The following is a 26,200-nucleotide window of genomic DNA, read 5'->3' as shown; positions in this document are numbered from 1 at the left end:
AAACCGCTCTATTTCCATACTGTGAAGGTTGGTTTGGGCAAGAAATCATATGACTCTGATAGCTTATACCCAACCATTCCCATGGTTCTCACTATTTCTTCAAGCGGCGTAACGTGTTCAAACAAGTTTACAAAACCCAATTCTTTTGATGAAACATGATCAATAATAACAACCACTCCATATGGTGATATCTGGTAAGTCAAATCCATGATTTCCTCCTAAAACAGTTACCACATTACTCAACGCTCTCTTCCTTGCTTGCCTTTCTACAAAATTTAAATATTTTCTATTCGTATCAACTGCATACACTCTGCCATCTTCACCAACATTTGACTAGATTTGTATACTTGACTCTATTATCGATAATCTATAATATGATTAAATCAGAATATTTAAACAGGAGGTGTCTCTATGAGCAACGTATGGAATTCACAAGTAAGGTTTCGGCTAGTTCAATTCTATCTATTGGTATTGTTTGCTCTTCCTCTCTTATTCTGCAGTAAAACGGCTTATGCCACCTACCCAACGACAGAAAATCCAACACCTAATCTCAATCGAATAATAAAATCTGGCGTTCTTAAAGTAGGTACAATTCCAGACTACATCCCTTTTCAAATGGTACACAAAGATGGAGAGCTTTTTGGTTACAATATTGAACTCATGAAAAACATTGCTCAAGAACTAGGCGTAAAGTTAGAAATAAAGCAACCTGCATTCAACATGCTTATTCCCTCACTGCAAAATGGTGATATTGATATGCTTATTATGGGAATGGCGATTACCCCCAAAAGAGCCCTGGCCGTAGACTTTACTATTCCTTATTTCCATACCGGATACTGTTTATTGGCAAATATGAAACATAAAAACGAACTTCAATCTATAGCTGATTTCAATCAAAAGGACATCATTCTTGGCGCTATGATGGGAACTCCTACCGTCGAAAAAGCTCAGAAAGCGTGTCCCAACGCAATAGTAAAAGAGTTTAATCATCTAGGGACAGCTTTCATGGCTCTTTTAGCAGAGCAAATAGATGGCGTATTTGCCGACGAAGCCCTAGCAATGTATTTTTCTCTACTCCAGCCAGAAAAAACCTATCCCATCTACGAAAAACTTACAAATAACGGACATGGAATCGCCATTAAACAGGGACAACCAGACTTGCTTTTATGGCTGAACACATACTTACGTAATTATATGGATTCACCTGAATATAAAGAAAACTACGATAAATGGTTTACCAACCATTGGTGGTGGGAAGAATTATCCCCGTCCCTTAAAGGGCAATAATCGCAGGCCTCTTTCATGGTAAAACACTCTCTTTTAAGAGTAGAAAATATCTATAAATCCTTTGGGAAAGAAAGAGTTCTCAATGGAGTATCCTTCTCTCTTCAACAAGGAGAAATACTCTGCCTTGTCGGCCCCAGTGGCTGTGGAAAAAGCACTCTTCTGCGATGTATCAACGGCCTTGAAAAATGTGATACTGGGCAAATATATCTCTCTGGAGCTCCTCTCTGTGGAGTAAGCAGTGAAAAAACACGACATATTCGCGAAAAAATTGGCGTCGTGTTTCAGCATTTTAACCTCTTTTCCCATCTCAATATTATTGACAATATCGCTCTAGGACCTCTCAAGGTAAAGAAAGAATCGGAAAAAGAAGCATATACTCGTGCCAAAAAACTGCTTCAGTCTGTAGGGTTGGGTGAAAAGACAGAAGCGTATCCTTCAGAACTCTCTGGAGGGCAACAGCAACGTGTTGCTATAGCGAGAGCTCTTGCCATGGAGCCACAACTGCTTCTCTTCGATGAACCTACCTCAGCTCTTGATCCGGAAATGATCTGCGATGTGCTTGACGTTATCAAAAATATCGCAAAAAAGGGAGCAACGATGATCATTGTGACGCACGAAATGGCCTTTGCCAGACAAATCGCCCATCGAATGATCTTCCTCGAAAATGGAAAAATTTTAGCGGATTCCTCCCCTGCTCATTTCTTTGGAAATAACAGCCACACCAGAATCCAATGTTTTTTAAAAAGATTGCCAGACCATCACGATTTTTTTATTAATCATTATGAAAAAAAAGAAGGGAGTGAGAAGGATGACATTTAATTTCACCGCCGTGCTGGCATATAGAGAACTCTTTTTTCTTGGATTGAAAAATACAATCCTTATTTCTTTAACGGCAATGATTTTCGCTCTTATTATAGGAACAATAGCTGCATTTTGCAGAATAAGCCATCTTCGTATTCCTCGATATCTGGCTATCTTCTATATCGAAATCATAAGGAATACACCAATCCTTATTCAAGTTTATTTTATGTACTTCGGAATAGGACAGCTTATTCGATATAAAACCATATTTTGGCCATCTGTAGCTATTCTTGCTTTTTTTTCAGGTTCATTTGTCGCCGAAATAATACGATCTGGAATTAATGCAATTCCAAACGGACAAAAAGACGCGGCATTCTCCATTGGCATGAGTTCTATACAGGTAGCAAGATATGTAGTTTTTCCCCAGGCCTTAAGACGTGTTTTACCTGCCTTGGCTGGGCAATTGATCACCTTAATCAAAACATCATCTCTCGTATCTCTTCTTGCTTTGGAAGATCTCACATACGTTGCTCAACGGGTAAGTATGATGACATTTAGGGTATTGGAATCGTACATCATTGTAGCGGTGTTTTATTTCATCATAACTTCCACCCTTTCTCAGGGAATAGGCTTGCTTGAAAGGAAACTAGCGAGAAGTTCTAAATTGTGAGCATTTTCAAAAAGTATGAGCAAGGAGGAAACTACGATGCCAGCAAAGCCTGTTACGTATAAAGATTACGTAAAAGAGTTTCTAATGGGGAAAATATATGAAGGCAAATATAAACCTGGAGAGAAGATTACTGTCGTAGGGATTGCACAAGAACTTGACGTCAGCCAATCTGTTGTACGCGAAGCTTTGGCCGAATTAAAAGTGAAAAAAGTAATCGAATCCATACCATATAAAGAAACATATATTCGCAACCTATCTAAAGAGGAAGTACGAGACGCTATTCAAGTTCGCACAGAAATGGAAGAACTCGCTTTCAAATGGATTTTAGAGAACCAAACAAATCTCTCTCTACTTGTTAAAGATCTAGAAGAAATTTTAAAAGAAATGAGGAAATCATCATCAGATACAAATAGCAATACATACCGTGAAAACGACATCTCCTTTCATAGAAGAATATTTATAGAAGCACAAAGCCCAACAATGCTCTTCATATGGGATTTACTAGGTGACATTGGGTGGATATATTTGGGCCTTTATACATCTCAGACATTTCGACAAAAAATGGGGGAAAAGGAATTTAGCGTGATATGTGATATATACCACGATATTATCGAATCTATCGAGAAGAGAGATCTTCCTAGATTCTCTTCTCTGCTAAGAAACACAAAACTGCGCGTTTAAAAGGAGAAAGCAAATGACAAAGTCTCAAGCCAAGTCACGAGAATATATTGACTGCCACATGCATCTATGGAGTCCATATCTTGAGTCGTGTTATCCCCAAAATGTCAAAAGCGCATTAGAGAAACTTATGAGGGAAAAGATAACACCACAAATAGAACTAGTTCCAGACAACAAACAAGAGAAGCAAGAATATGAGAAGCCAAAAGATGGAAACGCCAAAACACTTGTACACGCTCTGGATCAGGCAAAATTTGCCAAAGGGGTTGCATTCTCAGGAGCATATTTTTGGGGTAGTCCGCTGCTTCCGCGAACAAACTTAGTGCATCGCGTGCAAGAAGAAAACAACTATGCTGCTTCTCAAGGAATCTTAGCCAAAGGTAGACTAATAGTTGTAGCGAGTATAAACCCGCTACTTGACTTTGCTCTTCAAGAGGTGGATCGATGCGCCTTAGAGCTACATATGAAAGGCTTAAAAGTACACTTCAATGTGGCACAAATCGAGGTAAAAAACGCAAAACATCGCCAAAGGCTAAAAGACCTCTTTCAAAAAGCTGCCACGCATAATATGCCTGTCGCTATTCACTACCATGCTTTAAACAAATCATACGACATAGAGAGCTTTTCCCTCTTTATGGACGATGTTATACTCCCCATCAGCAATCTGAAAGTCCAATTTGCTCACGTTCTTGGAACAGGCGGTTTCCCAAAAATGACACAGCGTATTATGCAAAAGCTTAAAGAGTACTGTGATCGAAATGCTGAACTTAAGCACAGAATATGGGTTGATATTTCAGGATCCATTATCGATGAGCCGACAGCTAAAGAATATGAAGGTTTTTTTACACGATCCACAAAGGAAGAGATACAAAACTTAGCCAAAACTCTTCGGGCTTTCGGCCTAAAAAACGTCTTGTTTGGAAGTGATTATGGCGGATCTGCCACTCTTCAACCTAAACCACACAGTGAACTTATGTGTAAAGAACTCGGTTTCAACAATGAAGAACTAGAAGAAATATTTTCTAATGAGGGACCTTGGTAAAACCTGTTGACTCCTTGCTTAAAACACCTATACTGGCGGAATGTTTTGCTTTAACATAAGCAAAATCGCAGGAGGAAAAACGTACATGAATCGTCTTATAAAAGACTACGGAGCATATCTACCCATGTTAAGTGCTACATTGCTATGGGCTGGAGCATATATCTGCGGTAAATTAGGTGTTGATGAATTCATACCTTTACATCTGCTTTTTTTCCGCTTTCTTATAGCTTCTATTTTTATTTTTATCGTCATTGCTTTGCGAAAAAAACAAGAATGGAAAATATCAGTACACGACATCCCCGTATTATTTATACTTGGTTTTACAGGCGTTTTTGCAAATAACCTTTTCTTTTTTCTTGCGTTACTCTACACATCAGTAACAAATGCTGCGATTATTTTTGCCACAACGCCGTTCATGACAGCTATTCTGGCTTTTATCTTTCTTAAAGAACCTTTAGGACTTAAAAATATATGTGCTCTGATAATAGCTCTTTCGGGGGTCATCTTTCTTATTACAAACGGAGACATACACGCTCTGCTTCATATGAACTTCAACATTGGAGATCTTTATGAGGTTGGAGCTTCTTTTGCCCTGGCCGTTTTTACAATCATAAGTAGGAAGGTCGCCAATAATTATGCTCCAATAACTATGGTGGGCTACGAAAATCTCTTTTCTCTCATTATCACCATTCCGCTTTTGTTAATAACTGGTGCTCTTGACCTTCAAGTTACCCCCACATATAAGGGATGGCTCTCCATTCTGTATCTTGGAGTATTCGCATCTGCTCTAGGTTATATTTTCCAGCAAATCTCCATAAAAAGCATAGGGGCAAGTAAATCTGCTGCTTTCTTAAATCTAACTCCTTTTCTTTCTGTTCTACTTGGAATGATCTTCTTGGGAGAAAGTCTCTCCACTGTGAAAATTATCAGCGGGATGTTGATTTTAGCTGGAATATATCTCAACTCTTATTCAAATCGTCAGGCTGTTCCTTGCGTCGAAAAGTGTCATAATAACTAGATGCATAGAGAAATAAGCAACAGGAGGAATTTTAAATGTCAGGAAATATACGAAAAGATATAACTCCGGGCCTTCGAGTTAAAATCGTTCAAAAGCCTCATCAAAGAACGGGGCAGTTAACTGAAGGTATTGTTAAAGATATACTTACAAAAAGCCCGACGCATCCCCACGGGATAAAGGTTCGCCTAGAAAGTGGCATTGTAGGAAGAGTTCAAGAGATATTGGGATAGCTATCCTCATATTTTAAGCATTTCTTAAGTTCTACTCGCTATTCTACTTTTACGAACAAAAACGTAAAAGTAATGGAGAGATTTTCATTATGATAAAAGAAGAAATGCCTAATGCTCGCTTCGAAAAAATATTGTTACTTCTTATTTTACTCACCGCTCTTGTTTATTTATTTACTCTCGGAGGCTACAGTCTCATCGATCCAGACGAAGGAAGATACGCAGAAGTAGCGAGAGAAATGGTAGAAACAGGGGACTATATAACTCCACATTTAAATTATGTGAAGTTTTTTGATAAGCCAGCTTTACCATATTGGCTTACATCTATTTCGTTTCATCTCTTTGGAATAAACGAATTTGCCACTCGTTTAAGCCCTGCGCTTCTAGCCTTATTAGGCATGTTTTACCTCTATAAGCTTGCTTCAATCATTTATAACAAACGTGCAGGACTAATAACATCTTTAATTATAGGAACTTCTTTATTGTATTTCCTTATCTCTCATATAACCATCACAGATATGCCCCTTGCTTTTTTTATCACTCTTTCTCTTTCAGGGTTTTATATTGGATATATTGAAAGAAGCAGAGACTATTTACTGTTTTATTGTGGAATGGCACTTGCTCTACTCTCAAAAGGTCTTATAGGAATAATTTTCCCCTGCGGAATTATTTTTTGGTGGAGTATTTTTACAAAAAAATGGGAAATATATAAAGAAGTAATTACATTAAAAGGTATCATGCTATTTTTTGCCATCGCTTTGCCATGGTTTATCATAGTATGCTACAAAAATCCTGATTTTTTTCACTACTTTTTTGTTCGTCAGCATTTTATTCGTTATCTTACAACTGCTGATAACCGATATGAGCCATTTTGGTTCTTTATTCCTATTATCATTTTGGGGTTTCTTCCATGGGCAGGTTTTATTTGGACCTCATTCAAAGAAAGTTTCCTTTTGTTATGGACACCACCTTCTAAACAAAAAGACAGCGAGCTTTTTCTTCTTATATGGTTTATGTTTATTTTCCTTTTCTTTTCTGCTTCTAAGTCAAAACTTGTCCCTTACATAATCCCAGTTTTTTCTCCTCTTGCAGTCCTCGTCGGAGGCAAAATAGACTCTATACTTAGTAAGAAAGAAACTTTAAAATTTAAAACAGCCCTTATTTGGAATTCATTATTTCTTTTCACCTTTAGTACCCTTCTTTTATCATTGTCATTTATTCAAAGAGATTATTTATTAGGAGAAATCTTACCAATCAGTCTTTCTCTGTTCTTAGCCATTGGAATTGGGGTGTTCTCTCTCTTTATTTTTTATAAAAAAGGAAAGTTGAAAGAAGTTATTATTATCTTAACTATATTAGGCATTACAAACTGCATCGCAAGCCATTTTTTCCTCAATATTTATGCGGAAAAACATACATCTAAATATGTAGCTACATTTATTAACTATCAAAAGAAACCAGGAGATTTAATAGTTCAGCTTAAAGGATTTGACCAAGGATTGCCATTCTATTTACAAGAAAGAGTGATTCTTCTAAGTCACTCTAATGATATGTCATTTGGCAATGAGCATGAAACCAATAGATTTTATTTTATAAACACAGAAAACTTAAAAAAACTTTGGAATAGTAACAAACGTATTTTTATTGTGGCGTATGTAAGCCAAAAAGAAGAAATTAAGTCTATAAGTGGCAGAAAGGTAGAACCTCTTATCGTTATTGGTAATAAATGTATTTATTCAAATAAGCCCTTTTCAATGAAGGGGGTAACTCAAGGTGTTTAGAAAATTTTCAGCATGGATTATCGTCCCTTGTTACAATGAAGAAAAAAGGCTTAGTATAAAATTATTTACAGAATTTCTTGCTTCCCATCAAGACATCGGCATATGTTTTGTTAATGATGGAAGCCATGATAGAACAATTAGAGTGCTAGAAAATATCCAAAAAGAATTCCCAACACAAGTAGCACTTCTGAACAGTAGAAAAAATAGAGGAAAGGCAGAAGCTGTTAGGTCGGGCTTTTTTTATGTATCGCAATTATCTTATTCTCAATACATAGGATTCTGGGATGCAGATCTTGCTACTCCTCTTTCAGAAATCGAAGATTTTATTCAAATACTCAATTCTAATAAAAATATTATTATTGCCAGTGGTTCAAGAATTTCTCGTATGGGAGCTCTTATTGAAAGAACTTTTTTACGAAATTTAGAAGGGAAAATTTTTGCAATCCTTTCTTCGTTTGTACTTGGGTTAAAATTTAGAGATACACAATGTGGAGCTAAAGTAATTGAACGGGAAACAGCCCTCAAAATTTTTACGGCTCCATTTATAAGCAGATGGTGTTTTGATGTTGAAATTTTCGCCAGACTCCGAAATTTACTTGGGCAAACACGGGTAAAAGAAACCATTTATGAAGTCCCCTTACAACAATGGAAGGAAATCCCTGAATCTAAAATTCGCTTTAAAGATAGTATGAAAATGATTCTTGATCTTGGGAGAATTTTCATTCACTATAGAGGGAGATCTCGTCATGAAACCTTTTACCTTTAAAAACATCTCCCCTCATCCTTTTCTATTTGACTTTACCTTTGTAAAATATTGCATTATCGGAGTCATAAACACTATTTTCTGTTTCTCCACAATCTTCGTGCTCATGTACTTTTTAAAAATAAACTACTTAATGAGCAATATAGTAGGTTACGCGGTGGGATTAATAATTTCTTTTTCTCTTAATAAATATAAGAACTTCAAAAGTAGAGGTTCTTTAAAAAAAGAATTCCCTCTTTTTTTAGCAGCGTTCGGATGTGCTTATTCTACTAATATTATTATTCTTTGGATTGCAGCAGAGTTTTTTCATGTCAACAAGATCTTTAGTCAGATAATAGCTGGCATCGCATACACTATAGTATTCTATTTTTTTATTAAATTAATAGTATTTATTAAACAATAAGATATAAAGTCTTTTATATTACGTATCAAAGGGGATGTGAAAATTATTCGTCTTTTACTCGTTGAAGATGATCAGATGATTGGAGAAGAAATCCAAACCGGCCTTTCTTATAGAGGTTTTACTGTCGAGTGGGTAAGAACAAAAAGTTCAGGAGAGGAAGCTTTAAAAATTGATGATTTTGACCTTCTAATCCTTGATCTCGGCCTTCCTGACGGATCTGGGCTAGAACTGTTACAAACACTAAGAAGAAACAAAAATGGAATACCAACAATTATTCTTACAGCACTTGATGCCATATCAGACAGAATTAGTGGTCTAGATGCAGGCTCTGATGACTATATGGTAAAGCCCTTTGATCTTGATGAGTTAGCCGCTCGAATCAGGGCTCTTTTAAGAAGATATGCTGGAAGAGTTCGTTCAACAATAGAATATAACCATATTTCAGTCGATCCATCTTCTATGGAGGTAACCTCAAATGGGAAAGTAGTACACCTTTCTAGAAATGAATATATCCTTCTCGTCACTTTTCTAGAAAACCCTGATAGGATTTTTTCTAGAACAGAATTGGAAAAAATTCTTTATGGATGGGAACAAGAGGTAGAAAGCAACACAATCCAAGTATATATCCATAGTCTAAGAAAAAAATTTAGCGATAAGAAGTTTATCCATAATGTTCATGGGGTAGGATATATCTTAAAAAAGAGGGGCTCATGATGTCTATTAAGAAAAGACTCTTCTTAGGCCTTCTTATAGGGGCTACTTTCAGCATATCCTTAATAACGCTCATCCTTTTTTTTGAGATAAAAGACGAGGTCTATGAAATTATGGATTACCAAATGGAACAATTAGCTTTTATGCATAGGCTTCAAAACTACCCCCGACAGATAAATACAAAAAGTGGATTTGAAGAAGACAAAATAGACTCTCTCGTTCAAATCTGGGATAAATCAACTACACTCATTTATAGTTCCGATAGTTCTTTATCCTTTCCTATAACAACTCAAAGCGGTTTTTCCATAATAACTTGGAAAGGAGAAAAATGGAGAATTCTTTTAGAAAAAGGGCAAGAAACAATACAGATAGTCCAAGCAATGAAGTTAAGAGAAAAAGTCATTTTTTCTATTACTACCAAATTTATTTTTATAATGCTTATTTTCTTATTCTTTTTAGGAGGCTGGGTTTTACTCGTTATTAAAATTAGCTTTAATCCATTGAATAACGTTCGCAAACAAATAGGTGAAAGAAAAGCCTCTTTACTTACACCTATCTATGATAAGAACGTTCCAGAAGAAATACGTCCCCTTATAAAAGAATTAAACTCTCTTCTTTCTCGTCTTGATAAGGCTTTAAAAAATCAAAAACGATTCCTAGCTGACGCAGCTCACGAATTAAGAACCCCTATTACAGCACTAGATCTTCAAATTCAAAATGCACGTTACGCCACTTCAGAAGAAGAAAGAACCTTAGTTATTCAAAAATTAAAACGAGGAATTAATCGGGCTAGTGCTGTAATTAATCAATTACTCGCTATATCCCGGATGGAATCTGATTTCTTAGAAAATGAGGTCATGAGTATTGATATAGAGGAATTAATTTCAAGAGTATTATTAGATTATTCTATGATAGCTGCAGAACAAAACATAACGATAACATTCCAACCTCAAAGAGGGGCTACTCTTTTACAAGGAAATGCAAAAAGTTTAGAAGTAATGCTTTCATCACTTCTTGATAACGCTATTAAATACTCCCCTTCAAAAGCGAACATTTGGATATATACGTTAAGAAATACTAATGGAGTTACCATTTCTATAATAGATCAGGGCCCTGGCATTCCAACAGAAGAAAGAAAAAAAGTCTTTGAAAGGTTTTATCGATACAAAGGAGAAAGTGTACAGGGAAGTGGCTTAGGATTGTCGATAGTAAAAGATATCGCTGATTTTCATGATGCAACTATCTCTCTTGAAGATGGATTCGACGGGAAAGGATTAAAAGTCAGTGTATTTTTCCCTTTTAGAGCTAACTGAAGATTGTCAATTATTTTAGCTTCAGCAAAAATTTTTTCTTAGCAAAATTAAGTTAATAACAAATTACAAAATAAATTGTTTAAAAATTCATTAATATTTTACAAGCAGCATCTACAACACTTTGATCTCCACCAGCAAATCTGCTACAAACAAAAGGAGGAGTATCATGAAAAGAATGGAGTTAGCAAGGATTCTGCGAAAACCCGGAGAAAGCATACCTATAAAATTTGGTGATCCTCATCATGACCAATGGATTTTTGACATGTATGGTGGCGAACAAATCGTTAAAGAAAAATTGCCTGTTCTCTATAATGCTTTACGAACAACGGCATTGATTTCCCAAGGGGAAGTTAAGGAGAAAGAGACAGAAGGATTCGAAGATGGAGCTGAAATAGGAATCATCAAATGGGATAAGGAAAGCCACTCTCTCGTAATCAAAGCATCAACATCTCTCGTTTCAAAAGCTCTTTATATAGACGAAAAAATCGAAGTACGCACGTCAAAAGATGAACATGTAGCTACCTTTGCCCAAACGACTAAGGAGACAGATCACACGAAACTGGTACTCTGTTCTGATTTCGATCCTGCGGACTATGCCTCAAACGTACTGGAAATAGACTATACTTCCCATTGGGCAGAAGCGACAAATGGACAACTTAAAGGATTTCTGAGCAGCCGCAATATAGAGTCGCAAATATATCTATCTGGCGAAGTAAAAGAAGTACACTTACTAAAACCCGTCAAAAAGGATTCCACCCAAGAGAGCCCCATCAATATTTGCTACAACCGCAGACCTGTTGCCGAAGAGGAAATTGATTACATCTATGAGGAAAGCTTCGATCCTGCTGCTGGAAAACAACGTCTCTTCGCGCCTCTCTCCGCATGGGTGGAGTTCGAAGATGACAGTGATCCTTTTAGATGTATTGATCTTAGTACCTTTGATCTGAAACTAGACTGCCAAAATGGTATTGCACGCTACACGAAGACAGACAGAGAAATTCCGCTGCAAGACAGGTTCGTTAAAGGTCAGGATGCACCGGCAAAGTACACAAATGGTTTTTTCTTCGACCTTGATCCAGACTGGAAGACAAATGTTCCTTCTAACCGATTACCTCAAAAAGACAAAGTCGACATCTACTTCACTGTTCAATATGTAAGAGAGAGCGGTGATAGAGGCAGCATACAGATCAGTAGCACGCTGGCCCCCCCTATACCTTCTAATGCCGCCCTTTCCAGATGCCTGCATATTCTGTGGGGATGCTTGTCTAAGGGAACTAAAATTCTCATGGCTGACGGATGTGAACGCCCTATCGAAACTATAAAGATCGGTGACTTAGTACAGATGAACACCAACGGTTATACTGCTGTAGTAACACAATGTATTAGGGGTAATGAAAAAGATGACATGATCCACTTCCACACACTAAACGGTCTTGACCTTGTCTGCACTAAAGACCATCCGATTGTTACTGACAAGGGAGCTATGAGAGCATCAGAAGTAACTGGCAACTGCCACTTTATACATCAAACTGGAGAAATCCTTAAACTTACAGGCATATGGGAAGTGCCCGGCGACGAGGTTTATAACTTGGAACTATGCCCCCAAGAAAATGATCCTTCCTCAAAAGAAGGCTGTACTTTTTTCGCTGAAGGTATCCTTGTAGGAGACAACAATATGCAAGCACTAGTAAAAGCACCTACGAATGAGATATTCGACAATCCCCACAGAGATAGCGCCGCAGTCAAGCAAACTCTGTGGGAGGCAATGAAATGAGCCATCAGAGAAGAAGTTTTTTCTCTCTGAAATGCAACCCTCCCGACTGTGCCATCATAAATGATCCCCCACTCATATCCCTATGCGGCAGTACTCCTTTCACCCTTAGCGCAAGATTCTATATCTCTAGCCGGGAATCAAATGCCACGATAATCACCCAAGAAGGCGTTTTTTCCTTAGAAATAGTAAAGGGTGCTCTTCGTTTTTTCTCAAAGGGACTAGGAACCTTCACTCTTGACATCGCTAAAGACCCTCTTGCAGAAAGGGACTGGAACAAAGTTGACATCGTCTACGACAAAACCAACGTCATAATATATTTACAAGGTTTTCCCGCACTGTCAGCCAAAACATCTTCCTCTCAATCTTCTTTCATCGACAAGAATACTCCATGGAAAATGGGCCTTATGGAGGGCTATTTACAAGATGTGGAGTTCTACTCCCAAGCTCTAGATAAAGATGAAGTACAAAAACTCTTCTTCTCCAATCATCATATTTCCCGAGATAAGATTGAATTATGGGCCGATTTTGGGGAGTACGAACCGCTTGACCGCAGTTCCCGTAAACATAAGCTACAGCTGACGGGAGGTTGCGACATAGTGAATCTGGTATATGGTATTACGCCGGGGAAAGAAGGTTGTATTGTTCCTATAGGAACCGCTCCCGTCAACCCAGGAAGTAAAGAGTGTTCAACGTTCACATTATTAGCTAAAGTGTATCTTGGCATTACGACAGAGGATAATGACACATATATCTTTTGTAACGGCACACCTGAAAAACCAGGATCCGTATGTTTGGGTTTATCCGATAAACAGACTCGCCCATTTTTTTCATTGGGAGAGAAACGTTTTACCTTCGACAGAGAGATCAAAGCTCAGAGATGGATAGACCTAACCGCGACTGTCTCTAGTACCTCAGTAAGCCTTTACATAGATGGATCCCCCGCTGGGAGCCATACCATCTCAACGTCCCCAGCAAGAACAGAAGGAGCCGAAATATACTTGGGCAACTGTCAGAAGGGAAGAACTTTCAACAACGGCCTCCAAGGACATCTGGATAGTATCTGTATCTTTTCCTCTGCCTTGACAGCAGAGAAGCTAACGGAATACGCTGATGTAGCACCTTACTACTTCGCCCCCGATCTAAAGGCTCTATGGATATTTTCTCAAGAAGGCAACGGCGCAGAGATCCTCCATGGTGGGAACCTCGCATATTCGAAAACAGAAGTAACCCTTATTGAAAATACTGTCTTAGACAGAGAACTACCTCCGTTCGAATTCGCCATGCCCGATAATGAAACAGGATTTAGCAACATGGAAGAATGGCAAAATCGTTTCGCCGCTGAAGTCTTCCTGCAAATATTGCATTCCGTAACAGGTCTTGAAGCTACGAGGGGATTTAAAGACGAGGAGAAACAGAAACTCAACGGTTCAATGTCGCTACTACTGAGGAATTGCTTAACTTCTGATCCTTCACTATCGAATCTAATGATAGAAGACGAGCCAGATTCTAAAGATATTCTCGAGTTTATTCTTGCCATATACGGGTGCTTTGAACTGAGCGTTATACTATACTCGTTTTATTGTGCTTGGATCACACATAACCCCTTTGGGACAAGACCCTTCATGGTACGATTCCTCTATTGTGTAAGCAAATGCATAAAAAGTCCGGAATATCTTGCAGCAAATGGAGCCTTTATCCTGGCTGTCAATAGAGGAATAAAGGGATACAGGGAAATACACCATTTTCCCAACACCGATCCATCTCAACCTACTGGTAGCGAAGAGTGCACCCTTTTAGTTAAATCCATCGCCTTCTACGATGAAACACTTATCGATGCAGGAGCGCTGTTAGGGAGACCTGATTTCGACCATGATCCTGTGCTTCCTGAATGGAATTCTTCGGAACTTAAGAACGCATCGATTCTCTATCATAATCAGGGAGAAAAGACAGAAAACATATTCGTCAAGGCAACCCTCAACTGCAACAATTTCACCAATGAGAAAATTGTTGTCACTATAGGTGCCAGGACACCTGAGAAATCCCTTTTAGGAAGAATCCCAGAGATAAACTTTACAGTTACGAAAAGCGGAAACTATACTGTTAAACTTCCTTTGAAGGATAATACTCTTTCTGGAGCACATTCCCAATGTTACACTCAACAATGGGAATGGTATTTCAAGGTAAAAGGAAAAGTCGAACCGCTGGGAACCACAGAACATAAAATCTACGTCATCTTAGGAAAGCCCTTATCTCCATGGACAACAGAGAAAGATACTGCCAACTTGCCTGTCTACCCCATGATAGACTTATGCAACGAAGTGACCAAACAGGAGTGTACGGAGACTGCAAAAGATAGAAAATTTGCGTCTCAGTTCGTAAAATGGTTCAGAAGCTGCGGGAAATTTGCTTCCAGAGAAAGGCTAGATAGCCCACAGAATGCAAGATGGACCAATTTCCACCGCATCCTTACCATAGACGGCAAGGCTATCTTGACATCTATTCAAAACTTCGAAAAAACCCAAAAAACCGAGAACAAGGCCGCTTTCAACGATTTGGAAACAGCTTGTTTCCACTGCCTACTTGCCCGATTGGAAGGAGTGGAAGGCATAAAGATTCTGGAACTTTCTCCAGGACATAATGTATCAGGATTCTTGCTTAGAGGCGGTAAAGGACCTGACGGCATCGTTATGGAAAAAGGAATAAGGGGAACCTATTCCGTCTGCGGAATCTATCCTGGAAGTGGCAAAATTCCACAAATTTGGGATGCTTTCCTGCAGTTGAAGGGCTCCGACAACAAATGGATAACCGCAACCGGTATAGCCTTTGGAGCTGGTGATAGGAAAAGTGATTTAGTAGGAACAAAAGATGATAAACAATATCGCTCTCTTTTATGTATGCCGTTCAACACTTGCCAAGTGGGATTAAAAATAAATGTTCTTAAAATGAACACACTCCCTCTCACAAAGATAACGTCAGGGAATCCAGTTTTGGATATAACTCCGGGCAGACTAGATTTTGACAAATCGGTACAAGAGGGAATAAAACTCAACCCATTTCAAGTTAGATGCCATGCAATAAGTTACGAGTCAATAGAGAAAGCTATCGTTCTCTGCATCAACACAGCAAACGAGAATGCCTCACACATTGCCAAAGAAGATTATGTTAATCTACTTGAAAATTTATGCAGAGCGGTGACGCTTACCCCTGAAGGAGAGGTCCCCCTCTCAACAACAATGGAAGGCTCGACATTTCTTGAACTTGCATTTCTGGAAGAAGATTTTAACTTTCCTCTTGACGATGAGGGCAAGAAAGACATTGTGGAATATTGTAATCAACTTCTCTATTCATTGAATAGCTGTCTACCTAATCTTCGAACAGGGATGTCCGACTGGAACTCTTCAATTGGAGCTAATCTAGACTTGGAAGAATGGATCCATGTAACTGGAGATGGAGAACAGTGTTATGTAGACTGTGCCTGGGATAATCCGGATATCTTTGAAATTCTGGAAAATACTATTTTGTCAGGGCTGCCTGTTCCTCCAAACGTAGGTTTTTATATCAGAAACACAAAGGATTGCCACCGTCTCTTCCATTTGAGGGAATTCCTTCTCGGTATTCGCAATAAAGGTGCTTCTCCATTAAAACAAAATCCATTCATATTACGTATGGCCCATGTAGATCTATATAACGAACTTCTTCAAGATAAAATCAGTGACCCAAGAAAAAGGATACTCTCTTCTTCCAACAACAATTGGCGTTTAAACGATTATATTCGGCATAACATGTCATCATCTTATCCGCAAGAAGAGCCTATTTACTTCTTGGCTAAAGATAGTAATGGTAATCTATTTTGGCTACAATGGCCTAACGCACAATACATGTATAATATTCCATTACCTGCTAATAATTAACATACATTTTCGTACGTTAATACTCAGAAGCACCAAAAGGACAAAAAAGAATCCCTTGCGATTGCAAGGGATTCTTATATGCAAAAACATCTTGAATTCTAAAATTTGGCTCCTCGGGCAGGACTCGAACCTGCAACCTAGTGGTTAACAGCCACCCGCTCTGCCGATTGAGCTACCGAGGAATATCAAAACTCGTTTATTAAACACCTAATATACTCTTTTGGCAAGTCCCTTTAAGGAAGAAACTGTAGATGGGCCAGAGTTTCGTTCCGTTTACTTAGGTAAAGTGAAAGAGATAATGAAAAAGGCGGGCACCTCTCCTTTATACTGGTGTTGCTCAAACAACCAAAATAAAGGATATAGGAGGTAAACCCGCCATGACATCATTATACCAACGTTTACAGCAATCTGGGAACCCTATAGCAGCACTGGAAGTCGTAACAGATCTCATGGAACAAGGAAAGACAATCAGGGAGATTGCTCACATCATGGGGATTTCTGAACGATGGGCCAGAACACTGACAAAAAGAAAAAAAGATGGCCTCCCTGTGGAAAAGTTACTAGAAAAAAGGGGCCCCCGTTCCCCCCATCCTAAAAGGACGAAACCCCATATAGAAGCTATCGTTCTTGAAACCCAGAAGAAAACGAATATGGGAGCTCGGCGACTTGCCAGGGAATTGGCTCGCATCTTTAGTCTAACCCTCTCTCCTTACACGATCAGAAACATCTTGCGAAGAAACAACAGGAAGAGCAAAAAAGTACGTTCTAAAAACGGGAACAGGCGGTATTATGCCAATCTTAAGCATTGGGAAGCTCTGCAATACATTCAGATTGATGCCAAACATATCGCGGACGCCAAAGCCCTCCCTGAAAAAGCGTACGCCGCGGTCTTCAAGTACAAGCTTCCCAAGTATCAGTTTACGGCTATCGATATACGGACAAGAACACGGTTCCTAAGCTTTGCCGATGAACTTTCCTTTGCCAACGGATTCTCTTTCATGATATATGTGGGGTTCATGCTTCGCGCTTTGGGCATTCGGCACAAAATCTTTTTCCAGACGGACAATGGAACTGAGTTTGGAGGCGGAGGGGGAAGCAGGAAGAGGGCCATCATGGAAGAAAACTTCATGGCCCCTCTCGACATAACGCTTCTCTCCATCCCTAAGGGGCAGAAAGAAGCCCAGGGCTTTGTGGAACGGAGCCATCGTACTGACGATGAGGAATTCTATATCCCTACGCTTCCATATATTACATCTCGTAAAACCTTTATGATTTCTGCTACAAACTGGGTAAAATATTACAATCAGAAGCGGTCACACGGAGGAAGAGAAATGGACGGAAAAACACCAAAAGAATAAATATACGAGCTCTCTTTAGCCAGTTCAAAAGCCGCAACTTCCATTCCGCCACTACTATTGGACAGAGTGAGCCCATTTATCTTTGAATTGGCGGGAGCCAATCATACGGACTGGGATTCCCGCCATTCACTTTATCACGTTATCAGGAAGCAAACTATGGCCCCTTACAAATTTAACGAGTCTTTTTCTTAAATAAAATTCATCCATCAATTTACCTCAATCTTGTTTCTTGATACAGATACTGTTCTAAAAAGATTGATTATCTTACTCTGTTGAGAAGTTACTAGTAAGCTGTCTAGAATAATGTTTATCAAACTCTTTGCATATATTTGGATTATAAAATTTTTTAACTGTTCCATTAGTATTACCAGGATCAAGATATCTTGCTTTGCAATATCTATCATCATCTTCTAATTCCTTTTTGATCTGATAAAATCTAGCATTCTGTTTAAAATTTGAATAGCGTTGTCGAAGTCTGTGGATTAACATTTTATAATCCCAAGGATATTTTTCTCTTATATCCTCTTCTGATAAAGAAATGAGAACAGCATCTGGAGAGGTTGGGTCAACTACCACTGGAGTAGCTTCTTGTGTTCTGACCTTTTTAAATTTCACTTCTATATCCAAAGATAGATTGAAATCATTAGATATATTATCTTCAATACCTGCTTCTAACTGATCCATATATTTCAGTAAGTTTTGTTCAGCCTTTCCCAATTGTAGTCCCTCAATACTTGACACATCGTCTAAAAATGCTATGGGCATAAGAAAAAGGTTATACTGACTAAAATCTGAACCGAACCATCTTTTGATAAGGGTGAAATAATTTTTCAAATTGGCCGTACCCATTTCGTGAACTTTCTTTTTAATTTGAAAACCTTTATTCATAAAATGTATAGCATTATCCCTGATTTCAACAAGAGCTTCCAAATTCTTCCTTACTGTTGGATTGATAGAATCACCATGAATATTTACAAGATTATCATAAGCGACAAAGAGCCCTATAGAAAGATGGTTACCAGACCTATTTTTCTTTCTGAACCATTTTTCAGTTAAAGAACCATCCGCCTTCTTCCTTCGCTCATACTGAATAATTGAACTTAAGTGGTTTTTATTAATCTCCAAGGTCCTTGATTTCAGCAATAATTCCCAAGCATTAATACATAAAATTGCAAAGGCTTCTTCTCTATACCTAAATGATGGTTTGTTATAAATTTCTATAGCTGCGAGCATTGCATGGATTGATTTATCCAACATTGAACGGGCTCTTGATTTCAAAGGATATCCCCTCCTAATCTATCTAATCCATAAATTCTATTTTCTCGATCAATAGTTAAGATCCTAATGCCAAGTTGACTGATTAATGGCGCTTGTCTACATCCTACAGCTAATTTATTGGATTTATTTGAATGGGGTATAGCTATTGCAAAAGCATCTTCAGCAGAGACATATTCCACTATCATGAGTTGACTAATTGCTTCTCGCATTAACTTATATTCAGAACTAGATTTCTTTTTAGCAATGGCTCTTTTGAGATTAAACATATAAACGTTTATTTCTATTAAGAGAAACTACAATATCACCTCAACCTGGAACAGAATCAATTTAAATTTAATATTGGAAGTCTCCTAAAGAATATTGACCTTGAAAATAAGTTGAATCTTTTTCTTTATGGAAACCTAGACTTCTAAGAAATGCAATTACATCAAAGATATTATTATGTTGAACTCAGACATTTGCTCCGCCTAAACTAACCGAAATATGTGAATTGATGATTCCAAGTTTCAGAAATCCGATTGCAAGTCTTAAGGACATTTCAGCTTCTGGCATGTCAGTCTCCAAGGACACTTAAAAGGACTCTATTACACTCTGAATAACAATTTTAATTATTTCACTAATACACTATAAAGACAAGTTAATGGATACCTTATCTCAATCAGAAGGAGTATCGTGAAATCAAATTTTATTTTTCAGGAGAATAACTTGGATTTACCTAAACTCAAAACAATAATAAGTACCTGGGCTAAAGTAAAAGATCTTATTCAATCTGTATATCTCTACGGGAGTCGTATCAGAGGTAATTATCAACCGGATAGTGATCTTGATATAACTATTAAGGTAATACCATCAACTAAAACAAGTTCACCCCTTATACTGAATAAATTTCAAATAGGACTTGACCCATAATACTTTTTAAAAACGAGGTGTATATATTTATGTCCGTCCAATTCCCACCAAGGTTTGATGACTTCCCTTATATAATTTTTTTCTGAAAGATAAACAGATTTCAACCCTAACTCAACTATCTGAATTCTTTTTGCAAAATGCTCCTTTGGAGATAACTTATATTTAAAAGGAATAGTACTTGAAAACATGCATTTAATGTCCCTTTATTACAATCTTGTAAATATGTATTTATCAAAGATTGCATTTTCCTAGGTGGTTTTGGCATTGAACCCAAAGTCGCAAATGGAAAAAAGAAAAGAACATCAAGATCCTTCAAGATATCAGACTATTGAGTTTATGCAAAACAACACCAATATGGATAAGACTTATCGCTATTATTGAGGGTAGTATAGGTATTTTTCTTGGAGCAGAATTTACCGTTTCATTTTCTAGAAAGCTCACTGGGAAATAATTAAGGTTTAGGAATAAGGGATTCGGGGAAATATCATCCATTCAACAATGAACAGAATGAATCAATTTTCTCTTGTGTCAATCCATAAAAAAACGACCAGATAAAATCTGACCACATAAACAAAAAAGCCGTTTCGGATTTTTCGAAACGGCTTGAATTATCTGGCTCCTCGGGCAGGACTCGAACCTGCAACCTAGTGGTTAACAGCCACCCGCTCTGCCGATTGAGCTACCGAGGAATGTCATTATATTCTTTTGAAAATGGAGGCGGCACCCGGATTCGAACCGGGGATAAAGGATTTGCAGTCCTCTGCCTTACCACTTGGCTATGCCGCCGCCACAGAAAATTCCATGGAGCGGAAGACGGGATTTGAACCCGCGACCCCAACCTTGGCAAGGTTGTGCTCTACCCCTGAGCTACTTCCGCATTTTCTCTCGTAAATTGTGAATGGTGGCGGGACCCAGAATTGAACTGGGGACACGCGGATTTTCAGTCCGCTGCTCTACCGACTGAGCTATCCCGCCTTGTCCCTTATATTTAAATGGCGGGGCCGACGAGACTCGAACTCGCGACCTTCGGCGTGACAGGCCGACGCTCTAACCGACTGAGCTACGACCCCACCATGAGACTGTCAAAATTCACAAAAAGGCAATTGGTGGGCGGAACAGGGTTCGAACCTGTGACCCCTTGCGTGTAAGGCAAGTGTTCTTCCGCTGAACTATCCGCCCTATTCGCCACTCGACCAACGCAAGGGATAGTATATAGGCTGAATCTGCACCCGTCAACCCCCACAAAGTATTGAATAAAAAAGAACAAATATTCACACTTTTTATCTTTTCACTTTTTCTACTTCTCTACCAATAGCCTTCATCACTGGTTTTTCTTCACTATGACAAAAAAGTCAACGCTCCGACACCAGAAACTTTTCTACATTTTCCACAAACAGCTTCTTTATATCTCTATTTTTCTCAAAAAGGCCATTTATAGCCTCTTTATACCTTTCAAAAGAGAGGATAGGGAAGTCAGATCCATAAAAAAATTTTCCCATTATTCCGGCGTTATTTACGGCTTCTAAAATTTTCGATTTATATAACCATGGCAAAGCAGCTATATCATAACGAGCATTTTTAAGATATCTTTTCATTTCCGGCATAAGTTCATATAGCCATAACCCTCCACCAAAATGAGCAAAGATAACTTTGGCTTCAGGATGATTTATACAAAATTGAGCGGCTTCACGAGGCCCAACATTTCCTTTTCCGGGATAATCATGCCCAACAGGTTCTGCTGTGTGAAAGAGAAGCACCATGTTTGCCTCTTGGGTAACAGCTACTAAACGCCACGTCTGACGAACGTCATCTATATCAAACCCCTGCCCTCCAGGGAAGAGTTCACCTACGCCGATAAGACCTCTTTCTGCGCACCTAACTACTTCTTCTTCTGCTTTGGGATCTAGAGGAGGAACAACAGCCAATCCCTTTAAACGGTCAGGATATTTTTTTATGGATTCAATAACATAGTCATTGCAATGTTTGCACAACCCTAAATCTCTGAAGGCAAAACCGAATATCCACGATTGTTGAATGCCATCTTCATCCATTTGTCTGATAACGTCTTCCACAGTAGCCCATTTATGTACTTTACCGTGAGAGAGCAAACTGAAATAATCTTCACGCTCCGATATTTTTTCAAAATCCCTAATAACATCTGGGGGGTAAACATGAACATGAGTATCGATCATAAAACTTCACCGCCCTTTTCAATAAACTTACGACGCACCTCTGTTACATAATTATGAGCCGCCCGTGTTGGCTCAGGTAATCTGTAACGTATACATGCCTCTAAAACAAGACGCATTGCTTTTTCGATTGATATTTTATGTCCCGGACTTATAAATAAAGGTTTTACTGCTGTTCTAGAACGTAAAACAACTCCTACGCGTTCTTCATTGAACACTAGAGAGGAAAAAGACCCTTTTTCTTCTCTAGGTTCACAATACTCCCCAATGAGCCGACTTTTAGCAACACCAATAGTAACAGAATTCGTTATAACTCCAAAGTGAGAGGCTAAGCCTATTTTACGGGGATGGGCTATTCCAGCGCCATCAACCATCCAGAAATTAGGTTTACTTTTCAACTTCTTATAAGCTTCTAAAAGGGCAGGGAGCTCGCGATAGGAAAGAAGCCCTGTCAAATAAGGAAAGGAAACGGGATATACGGCATGAACATGCTCAATAGGGCGAAATGATCCCCATTCCATAACGACAATCCCTGCGATAGCCCAGGCATTTTTTCCCTTTTTACTATACGCAACATCTGTTCCAGCAACAATTTTAAGAGGAAAATCTTCATCATTTACATAAACGTTCGAAGCTATGTTTCGCTGTTCTGCAATAGCCTCTTTATAGGACGGTGGTATTTTGAATTCCAAAAGGACCCCTCCTATTGCAAAAAAGGGCTGTCCTTAAATGGACAGCCCTCTCATATGCTACGTTATGATTGAAACTACTTAACTTCGACTTCAGCTCCGGCTTCTTCGAACTTCTTTTTAAGCTCTTCTGCTTCATCCTTGCTAACAGCCTCTTTAACAGGTTTGGGAGCATTGTCAACAAGCTCTTTAGCTTCTTTCAAGCCAAGGCCTGTTACTTCGCGAACAACTTTGATTGTCGCGATTTTGTTGGAGCCGGCGCCCTTAAGAACTACGTCGAACTCTGTTTTCTCTTCCTCTGCTGCACCAGCAGCTGCACCAGCGCCGGCCATCATCATGGGCATAGCCATGGCAGGAGCGGAAGCGGAAACTCCAAATTTGTCCTCAAGAGCCTTCACAAGTTCGGAAAGCTCAAGTACTGTCATACCTTCAATAGCCTGAATGATCTCTTCATGGGTCATTTCTATTGTTCCTCCTTAAATTAAAACTTTTCTCAAATTTTAGATTCCCCAATATGGGGTTATGCAACCTTTATGCAGCCTGCTCTTTCTTTTCTTTGATCTGAGAAAGGCATGTAGCCAAACCTCGGATAGGACCAGAAAGAACGGTAACAAGTCCAGAGAGAGGAGCAGCAATAGTGCTGACAACCTGTGCGATAAGTACTTCTCTGGATGGGAGATCGGCCAAAGCATCAACCTGAGCAGCATTAAGAACATTTTCTCCTAACACGCCACCTTTGGTGATAAATGCTTTGTTTGCCTTATCTTTAGAAAATTCCTTGAAGACTTTCGCCACAGCAACAGGATCCTCATAAGCCAAAGTATAGACATTCGGTCCTGTCATAATATCTTCTGGAATTGGCTTGTTTTCTTCTCGGAGAGCAATCTTAAAGAGTGTATTTTTGGCAACTTTCATCTCACCACCAGCTTGACGAACTCTAGAACGGAGATCTGTAAACTGGGCAACGGTAAGTCCACGATACTCTGCTATAAAAACAGCCTCGCTTTTGCTTAACATCTCTTTTAACTCATCAACTTGCTCAAATTTAACGTTTGCAGGCATGGGTTCACCTCCTCCCTAAAAAAAATCTCCCGACACCAAGGCCGGGAGATTTTTATACACGAAAAGGAACTCAGCGTTCTTTTATGTACGTATCCCCAAACCTCGGTGGGCGGTATTTACCATTAAGCGCCACGGCGCCCACTGTCTCTGGTTTGTTGAATTTCGATATTTTATTTTAAATCTAAATACCTTAACTTACAATGACTGACCTGCTACTTTTGATCTATTACTTCTTTTGCAGCAGCAGAAGGATCAATCTTAATCCCTACGCCCATAGTCGGAGCAATATAAAAGCTTTTTACATAGGTTCCCTTTACTGATGCAGGACGTGCTTTCAATATTGTCTGATAAAGGGCTTTTATGTTTTCGAAAAGTTGCTGTGTTTCAAAACTTTTCTTACCGACCATATTATGAATTATTGCTGATTTATCAACACGGAATTCCACACGACCCGCTTTGATTTCTTTAACGGCATCAGCCACATCAAATGTAACTGTTCCAGCCTTGGCACTTGGCATGAGGCCACGAGGACCTAAAACTTTACCAAGACGGCCAACATTTTTCATCATGTCGGGGGTCGCAATAACCGCGTCAAAATCAAGCCAGCCAGAGCTTATTCTCTGAATCATATCATCTCCGCCGACAAAGTCCGCGCCTGCTTCCTCTGCCTCTTTTACCTTTTCGCCCATAGCCAAAACTAAAACTCGTTTGGTTACACCAGTTCCATGGGGCAATGCAACTGTCCCACGAACCTGCTGGTCTGCATGGCGGGGATCAACGCCGAGGCGGATATGAATTTCAAGACTCTCATCAAATTTCGCGGTAGCAACTTCTTTGAATAGCTCAATAGCTTCTCGTAATCCATAAAGCTTCGAACTGTCAACTTTTTCTGCTATAGCAACATATCTTTTACTTTTCTTTGCCATAATAATTTCCTCCTTGTGGTCGTAACGGGTTTTCAGCCCTGCCACGGGTAAAAACTTAAAAAAAGCTATTAGTCAATGATTTCTATACCCATAGACCGTGCGGTACCTTCGATCATGCGCATAGCTGCTTCTACATCGTTAGCATTCAAATCATTTTTCTTAAGCTCTGCTATTTCACGAACTTTATCGCGACTAACTTTTGCGACCTTCACCTTATTCGGCTCACCTGATGCTCTCTCAAGGCCAGCAGCCTTCTTCAAGAGAACGCTTGCCGGAGGTGTTTTCAGAATGAAGGTGAAGCTTCGGTCAGCATAAACAGTTAAAACTGCAGGAATAATCATCCCTGCCTGATCAGATGTTTTGGCGTTAAACTGTTTACAGAACTCCATGATGTTTACGCCATGCTGACCAAGGGCTGGACCTACAGGAGGCGCTGGTGTAGCCTTACCGGCAGGCAGCTGCAACTTGATCTGCGCTATTACTTTCTTCGCCATTACTACAAATCTCCTCTCATTAGCACAGAGCACCCCTCTAAACAACATCTACAACGAGGTGTGCCCGCTTTTAAATTTCCTTTATTTTTAGAGCTTATCTAGCTCCATATAGTCAGTCTCTACTATAGTTTCACGCCCAAAGACAGTAACTGTAAACTTGACTTTTCCCTTCTCTGGAACAATTTCGACAACAGGACCAACTTGTCCTTCAAAGGGACCACTTTTCACCTTGACAATATCTCCAGGTTTCAAGTTCATCTCAATCTTCGGTTTACTCTGATCTTTCCCAATCTTATTCATAATTTCTTTAACTTCTTTTTCGGAAAGAGGAATGGGGTGGTTCCCTGCTCCGACAAAGCCTGTTACTCCGGGAGTGTGACGTACGACATACCAGGACTGATCATTGAGTCGCATTTCCACGAGCACATAACTCGGATAAAGTTTGCGAGTAACTTTCTTGCTTTTGCCGTCTTTGACAAAAACACGCTCTTCTACAGGAACCAAGACACTAAATATTTCGTCTTCCATGCCCATAGTGGCAATTCTCTGTTCAAGATTTGCCTTTACTCTATTCTCGTATCCAGCGTATGTCTGAACTATATACCAGCGTCTCTCGCTGCTACTTTCCATCACGCAAAGGGGGTCTCACTTGGCCCCCTCACCTCCCTACTCAATCTATTTAACCCCATTAATAATTCCATAAACACGAAAGCCTAACTGATAACCTTCGAGAAGATTCCAGTTAATGCCATGTCGACAATGCCAAGATATGCTGCAACAAAAAGGGTAAAAGCAATTACGACAAGCGTAGAATACCACACTTGTTTTTTTCCTGGCCATGTCACTTTCTTAAGTTCTGCTTTTGCTTCTCGCACGAAGCTGAGGATCTTTTCCATACCTCGGCCTCCTATCTTTA

Annotated in this window: 26 protein-coding genes, 7 tRNA genes, 1 pseudogene and 1 other annotated feature; of the genes and pseudogenes, 16 read left to right on the top strand and 18 right to left on the bottom strand. The window is 39.1% G+C overall.

Annotated elements, in window-relative coordinates:
- Nucleotides 1-8: 8 nt before the first annotated feature.
- Nucleotides 9-209, bottom strand: a complete 201-nt coding sequence (locus tag ACZ5GY_RS00965; protein ID WP_213699353.1) for a hypothetical protein — start codon at nt 207-209, stop codon at nt 9-11.
- A 202-nt stretch (nt 210-411) separates the two neighbouring features.
- On the opposite strand from ACZ5GY_RS00965, the gene ACZ5GY_RS00960 reads away from it, so the two are divergent.
- From ACZ5GY_RS00960 to ACZ5GY_RS00895, 14 genes are all read left to right on the top strand, one after another.
- Entirely contained in the window at nt 412-1,287 is an 876-nt protein-coding gene (locus ACZ5GY_RS00960; protein WP_213691281.1) for an ABC transporter substrate-binding protein, read from the top strand.
- A gap of 15 nt (nt 1,288-1,302) precedes the next feature.
- Nucleotides 1,303-2,106: an amino acid ABC transporter ATP-binding protein gene (locus tag ACZ5GY_RS00955; RefSeq protein WP_213695379.1), complete on the top strand. Its 804-nt coding sequence runs from the start codon at nt 1,303-1,305 to the stop codon at nt 2,104-2,106.
- Entirely contained in the window at nt 2,096-2,758 is a 663-nt protein-coding gene (locus ACZ5GY_RS00950; RefSeq protein WP_213695380.1) for an amino acid ABC transporter permease, read from the top strand. Before ACZ5GY_RS00955 ends, ACZ5GY_RS00950 begins: the two co-directional genes overlap by 11 nt.
- Nucleotides 2,759-2,794: 36 nt before the next feature.
- Nucleotides 2,795-3,439, top strand: a complete 645-nt coding sequence (locus ACZ5GY_RS00945; RefSeq protein WP_213691278.1) for a GntR family transcriptional regulator — start codon at nt 2,795-2,797, stop codon at nt 3,437-3,439.
- A gap of 13 nt (nt 3,440-3,452) precedes the next feature.
- The gene (locus ACZ5GY_RS00940; RefSeq protein ID WP_464111919.1) at nt 3,453-4,478 is read left to right on the top strand and encodes an amidohydrolase family protein; all 1,026 of its coding nucleotides are present in this window, start codon (nt 3,453-3,455) and stop codon (nt 4,476-4,478) included.
- Nucleotides 4,479-4,563: 85 nt separating this feature from the next.
- Entirely contained in the window at nt 4,564-5,496 is a 933-nt protein-coding gene (locus ACZ5GY_RS00935) for a DMT family transporter (protein ID WP_213691276.1), read from the top strand.
- 35 nt (nt 5,497-5,531) lie between these two features.
- Nucleotides 5,532-5,726, top strand: a complete 195-nt coding sequence (locus ACZ5GY_RS00930) for a YwbE family protein (RefSeq protein ID WP_213691275.1) — start codon at nt 5,532-5,534, stop codon at nt 5,724-5,726.
- Nucleotides 5,727-5,815: 89 nt separating this feature from the next.
- Complete coding sequence (locus tag ACZ5GY_RS00925; protein WP_213691272.1) at nt 5,816-7,504, top strand: glycosyltransferase family 39 protein; 1,689 nt, start codon at nt 5,816-5,818, stop codon at nt 7,502-7,504.
- Entirely contained in the window at nt 7,497-8,270 is a 774-nt protein-coding gene (locus ACZ5GY_RS00920; protein ID WP_213691271.1) for a dolichyl-phosphate beta-glucosyltransferase, read from the top strand. Before ACZ5GY_RS00925 ends, ACZ5GY_RS00920 begins: the two co-directional genes overlap by 8 nt.
- Nucleotides 8,251-8,670: a GtrA family protein gene (locus ACZ5GY_RS00915; RefSeq protein WP_213695383.1), complete on the top strand. Its 420-nt coding sequence runs from the start codon at nt 8,251-8,253 to the stop codon at nt 8,668-8,670. Before ACZ5GY_RS00920 ends, ACZ5GY_RS00915 begins: the two co-directional genes overlap by 20 nt.
- Nucleotides 8,671-8,706: 36 nt before the next feature.
- The gene (locus tag ACZ5GY_RS00910; RefSeq protein WP_307879563.1) at nt 8,707-9,384 is read left to right on the top strand and encodes a response regulator transcription factor; all 678 of its coding nucleotides are present in this window, start codon (nt 8,707-8,709) and stop codon (nt 9,382-9,384) included.
- Between the two features lie 110 nt (nt 9,385-9,494).
- The gene (locus ACZ5GY_RS00905) at nt 9,495-10,694 is read left to right on the top strand and encodes a sensor histidine kinase (RefSeq protein WP_213691269.1); all 1,200 of its coding nucleotides are present in this window, start codon (nt 9,495-9,497) and stop codon (nt 10,692-10,694) included.
- A gap of 166 nt (nt 10,695-10,860) precedes the next feature.
- Complete coding sequence (locus tag ACZ5GY_RS00900; protein WP_464111918.1) at nt 10,861-12,468, top strand: Hint domain-containing homing endonuclease; 1,608 nt, start codon at nt 10,861-10,863, stop codon at nt 12,466-12,468.
- On the top strand, nt 12,465-16,379 hold the full coding sequence (locus tag ACZ5GY_RS00895) for a LamG-like jellyroll fold domain-containing protein (protein ID WP_464111917.1): 3,915 nt from the start codon (nt 12,465-12,467) through the stop codon (nt 16,377-16,379). The genes ACZ5GY_RS00900 and ACZ5GY_RS00895 overlap by 4 nt, the downstream gene beginning before the upstream one ends.
- A 106-nt stretch (nt 16,380-16,485) precedes the next feature.
- Here ACZ5GY_RS00895 and ACZ5GY_RS00890 read toward each other — a convergent pair.
- Nucleotides 16,486-16,561, bottom strand: a tRNA-Asn gene (locus tag ACZ5GY_RS00890).
- A 195-nt stretch (nt 16,562-16,756) separates the two neighbouring features.
- Between ACZ5GY_RS00890 and ACZ5GY_RS00885 the strand changes: the two are divergent.
- A pseudogene (locus tag ACZ5GY_RS00885) lies at nt 16,757-17,929 on the top strand (transposase family protein).
- 72 nt (nt 17,930-18,001) lie between these two features.
- Here the strand turns inward: ACZ5GY_RS00885 and ACZ5GY_RS00880 are convergent.
- Together ACZ5GY_RS00880 and ACZ5GY_RS00875 are read right to left on the bottom strand one after the other, a co-directional pair.
- On the bottom strand, nt 18,002-19,015 hold the full coding sequence (locus ACZ5GY_RS00880) for a DUF3644 domain-containing protein (protein WP_213691266.1): 1,014 nt from the start codon (nt 19,013-19,015) through the stop codon (nt 18,002-18,004).
- Nucleotides 19,012-19,281, bottom strand: coding sequence for a hypothetical protein (locus ACZ5GY_RS00875; RefSeq protein ID WP_213691265.1), 270 nt, complete (start codon nt 19,279-19,281; stop codon nt 19,012-19,014). Before ACZ5GY_RS00875 ends, ACZ5GY_RS00880 begins: the two co-directional genes overlap by 4 nt.
- A 406-nt stretch (nt 19,282-19,687) precedes the next feature.
- Here ACZ5GY_RS00875 and ACZ5GY_RS00870 point away from each other — a divergent pair, with 406 nt between their 5' ends.
- On the top strand, nt 19,688-19,924 hold the full coding sequence (locus ACZ5GY_RS00870) for a nucleotidyltransferase domain-containing protein (protein ID WP_213691264.1): 237 nt from the start codon (nt 19,688-19,690) through the stop codon (nt 19,922-19,924).
- A gap of 613 nt (nt 19,925-20,537) precedes the next feature.
- Here ACZ5GY_RS00870 and ACZ5GY_RS00865 read toward each other — a convergent pair.
- From ACZ5GY_RS00865 to secE, 14 genes are all read right to left on the bottom strand, one after another.
- Nucleotides 20,538-20,613 (bottom strand) — tRNA-Asn (locus ACZ5GY_RS00865).
- Nucleotides 20,614-20,636: 23 nt separating this feature from the next.
- Nucleotides 20,637-20,710 (bottom strand) — tRNA-Cys (locus ACZ5GY_RS00860).
- A gap of 16 nt (nt 20,711-20,726) precedes the next feature.
- Nucleotides 20,727-20,801: transfer RNA gene (locus ACZ5GY_RS00855), tRNA-Gly, on the bottom strand.
- Nucleotides 20,802-20,823: 22 nt separating this feature from the next.
- Nucleotides 20,824-20,899, bottom strand: a tRNA-Phe gene (locus ACZ5GY_RS00850).
- An 18-nt stretch (nt 20,900-20,917) separates the two neighbouring features.
- Nucleotides 20,918-20,994: transfer RNA gene (locus ACZ5GY_RS00845), tRNA-Asp, on the bottom strand.
- 34 nt (nt 20,995-21,028) lie between these two features.
- Nucleotides 21,029-21,103, bottom strand: a tRNA-Val gene (locus ACZ5GY_RS00840).
- Nucleotides 21,104-21,276: 173 nt separating this feature from the next.
- Nucleotides 21,277-22,116 (bottom strand): amidohydrolase family protein, encoded by an 840-nt coding sequence (locus ACZ5GY_RS00835; protein ID WP_464111916.1) that lies wholly within the window; start codon nt 22,114-22,116, stop codon nt 21,277-21,279.
- On the bottom strand, nt 22,113-22,805 hold the full coding sequence (nfi, locus tag ACZ5GY_RS00830; protein WP_307879569.1) for a deoxyribonuclease V: 693 nt from the start codon (nt 22,803-22,805) through the stop codon (nt 22,113-22,115). The genes ACZ5GY_RS00835 and nfi overlap by 4 nt, the downstream gene beginning before the upstream one ends.
- A 74-nt stretch (nt 22,806-22,879) precedes the next feature.
- Nucleotides 22,880-23,263 (bottom strand): 50S ribosomal protein L7/L12, encoded by a 384-nt coding sequence (gene rplL, locus ACZ5GY_RS00825; protein ID WP_213691341.1) that lies wholly within the window; start codon nt 23,261-23,263, stop codon nt 22,880-22,882.
- A 70-nt stretch (nt 23,264-23,333) separates the two neighbouring features.
- Nucleotides 23,334-23,864, bottom strand: a complete 531-nt coding sequence (rplJ, locus tag ACZ5GY_RS00820) for a 50S ribosomal protein L10 (RefSeq protein ID WP_213691342.1) — start codon at nt 23,862-23,864, stop codon at nt 23,334-23,336.
- Between the two features lie 9 nt (nt 23,865-23,873).
- Nucleotides 23,874-24,033: a sequence feature (ribosomal protein L10 leader region), on the bottom strand.
- 43 nt (nt 24,034-24,076) lie between these two features.
- Nucleotides 24,077-24,790 carry a 50S ribosomal protein L1 gene (gene rplA, locus ACZ5GY_RS00815; protein WP_213699467.1) on the bottom strand — a complete coding sequence of 238 codons (714 nt, stop codon included), beginning with the start codon at nt 24,788-24,790 and terminating at the stop codon, nt 24,077-24,079.
- 68 nt (nt 24,791-24,858) lie between these two features.
- Complete coding sequence (rplK, locus tag ACZ5GY_RS00810; protein WP_213691344.1) at nt 24,859-25,284, bottom strand: 50S ribosomal protein L11; 426 nt, start codon at nt 25,282-25,284, stop codon at nt 24,859-24,861.
- A gap of 87 nt (nt 25,285-25,371) precedes the next feature.
- Nucleotides 25,372-25,914 (bottom strand): transcription termination/antitermination protein NusG, encoded by a 543-nt coding sequence (gene nusG / locus ACZ5GY_RS00805; protein ID WP_213691348.1) that lies wholly within the window; start codon nt 25,912-25,914, stop codon nt 25,372-25,374.
- A gap of 83 nt (nt 25,915-25,997) precedes the next feature.
- Nucleotides 25,998-26,180, bottom strand: a complete 183-nt coding sequence (gene secE / locus ACZ5GY_RS00800; protein ID WP_213691345.1) for a preprotein translocase subunit SecE — start codon at nt 26,178-26,180, stop codon at nt 25,998-26,000.
- Between the last annotated feature and the right edge of the window lie 20 nt (nt 26,181-26,200).

The sequence above is a fragment of the Aminobacterium thunnarium genome (assembly GCF_055390565.1).
Note: the sequence above shows the minus strand (reverse complement) of the source record. Positions and strands in the feature narration are given on the sequence as shown.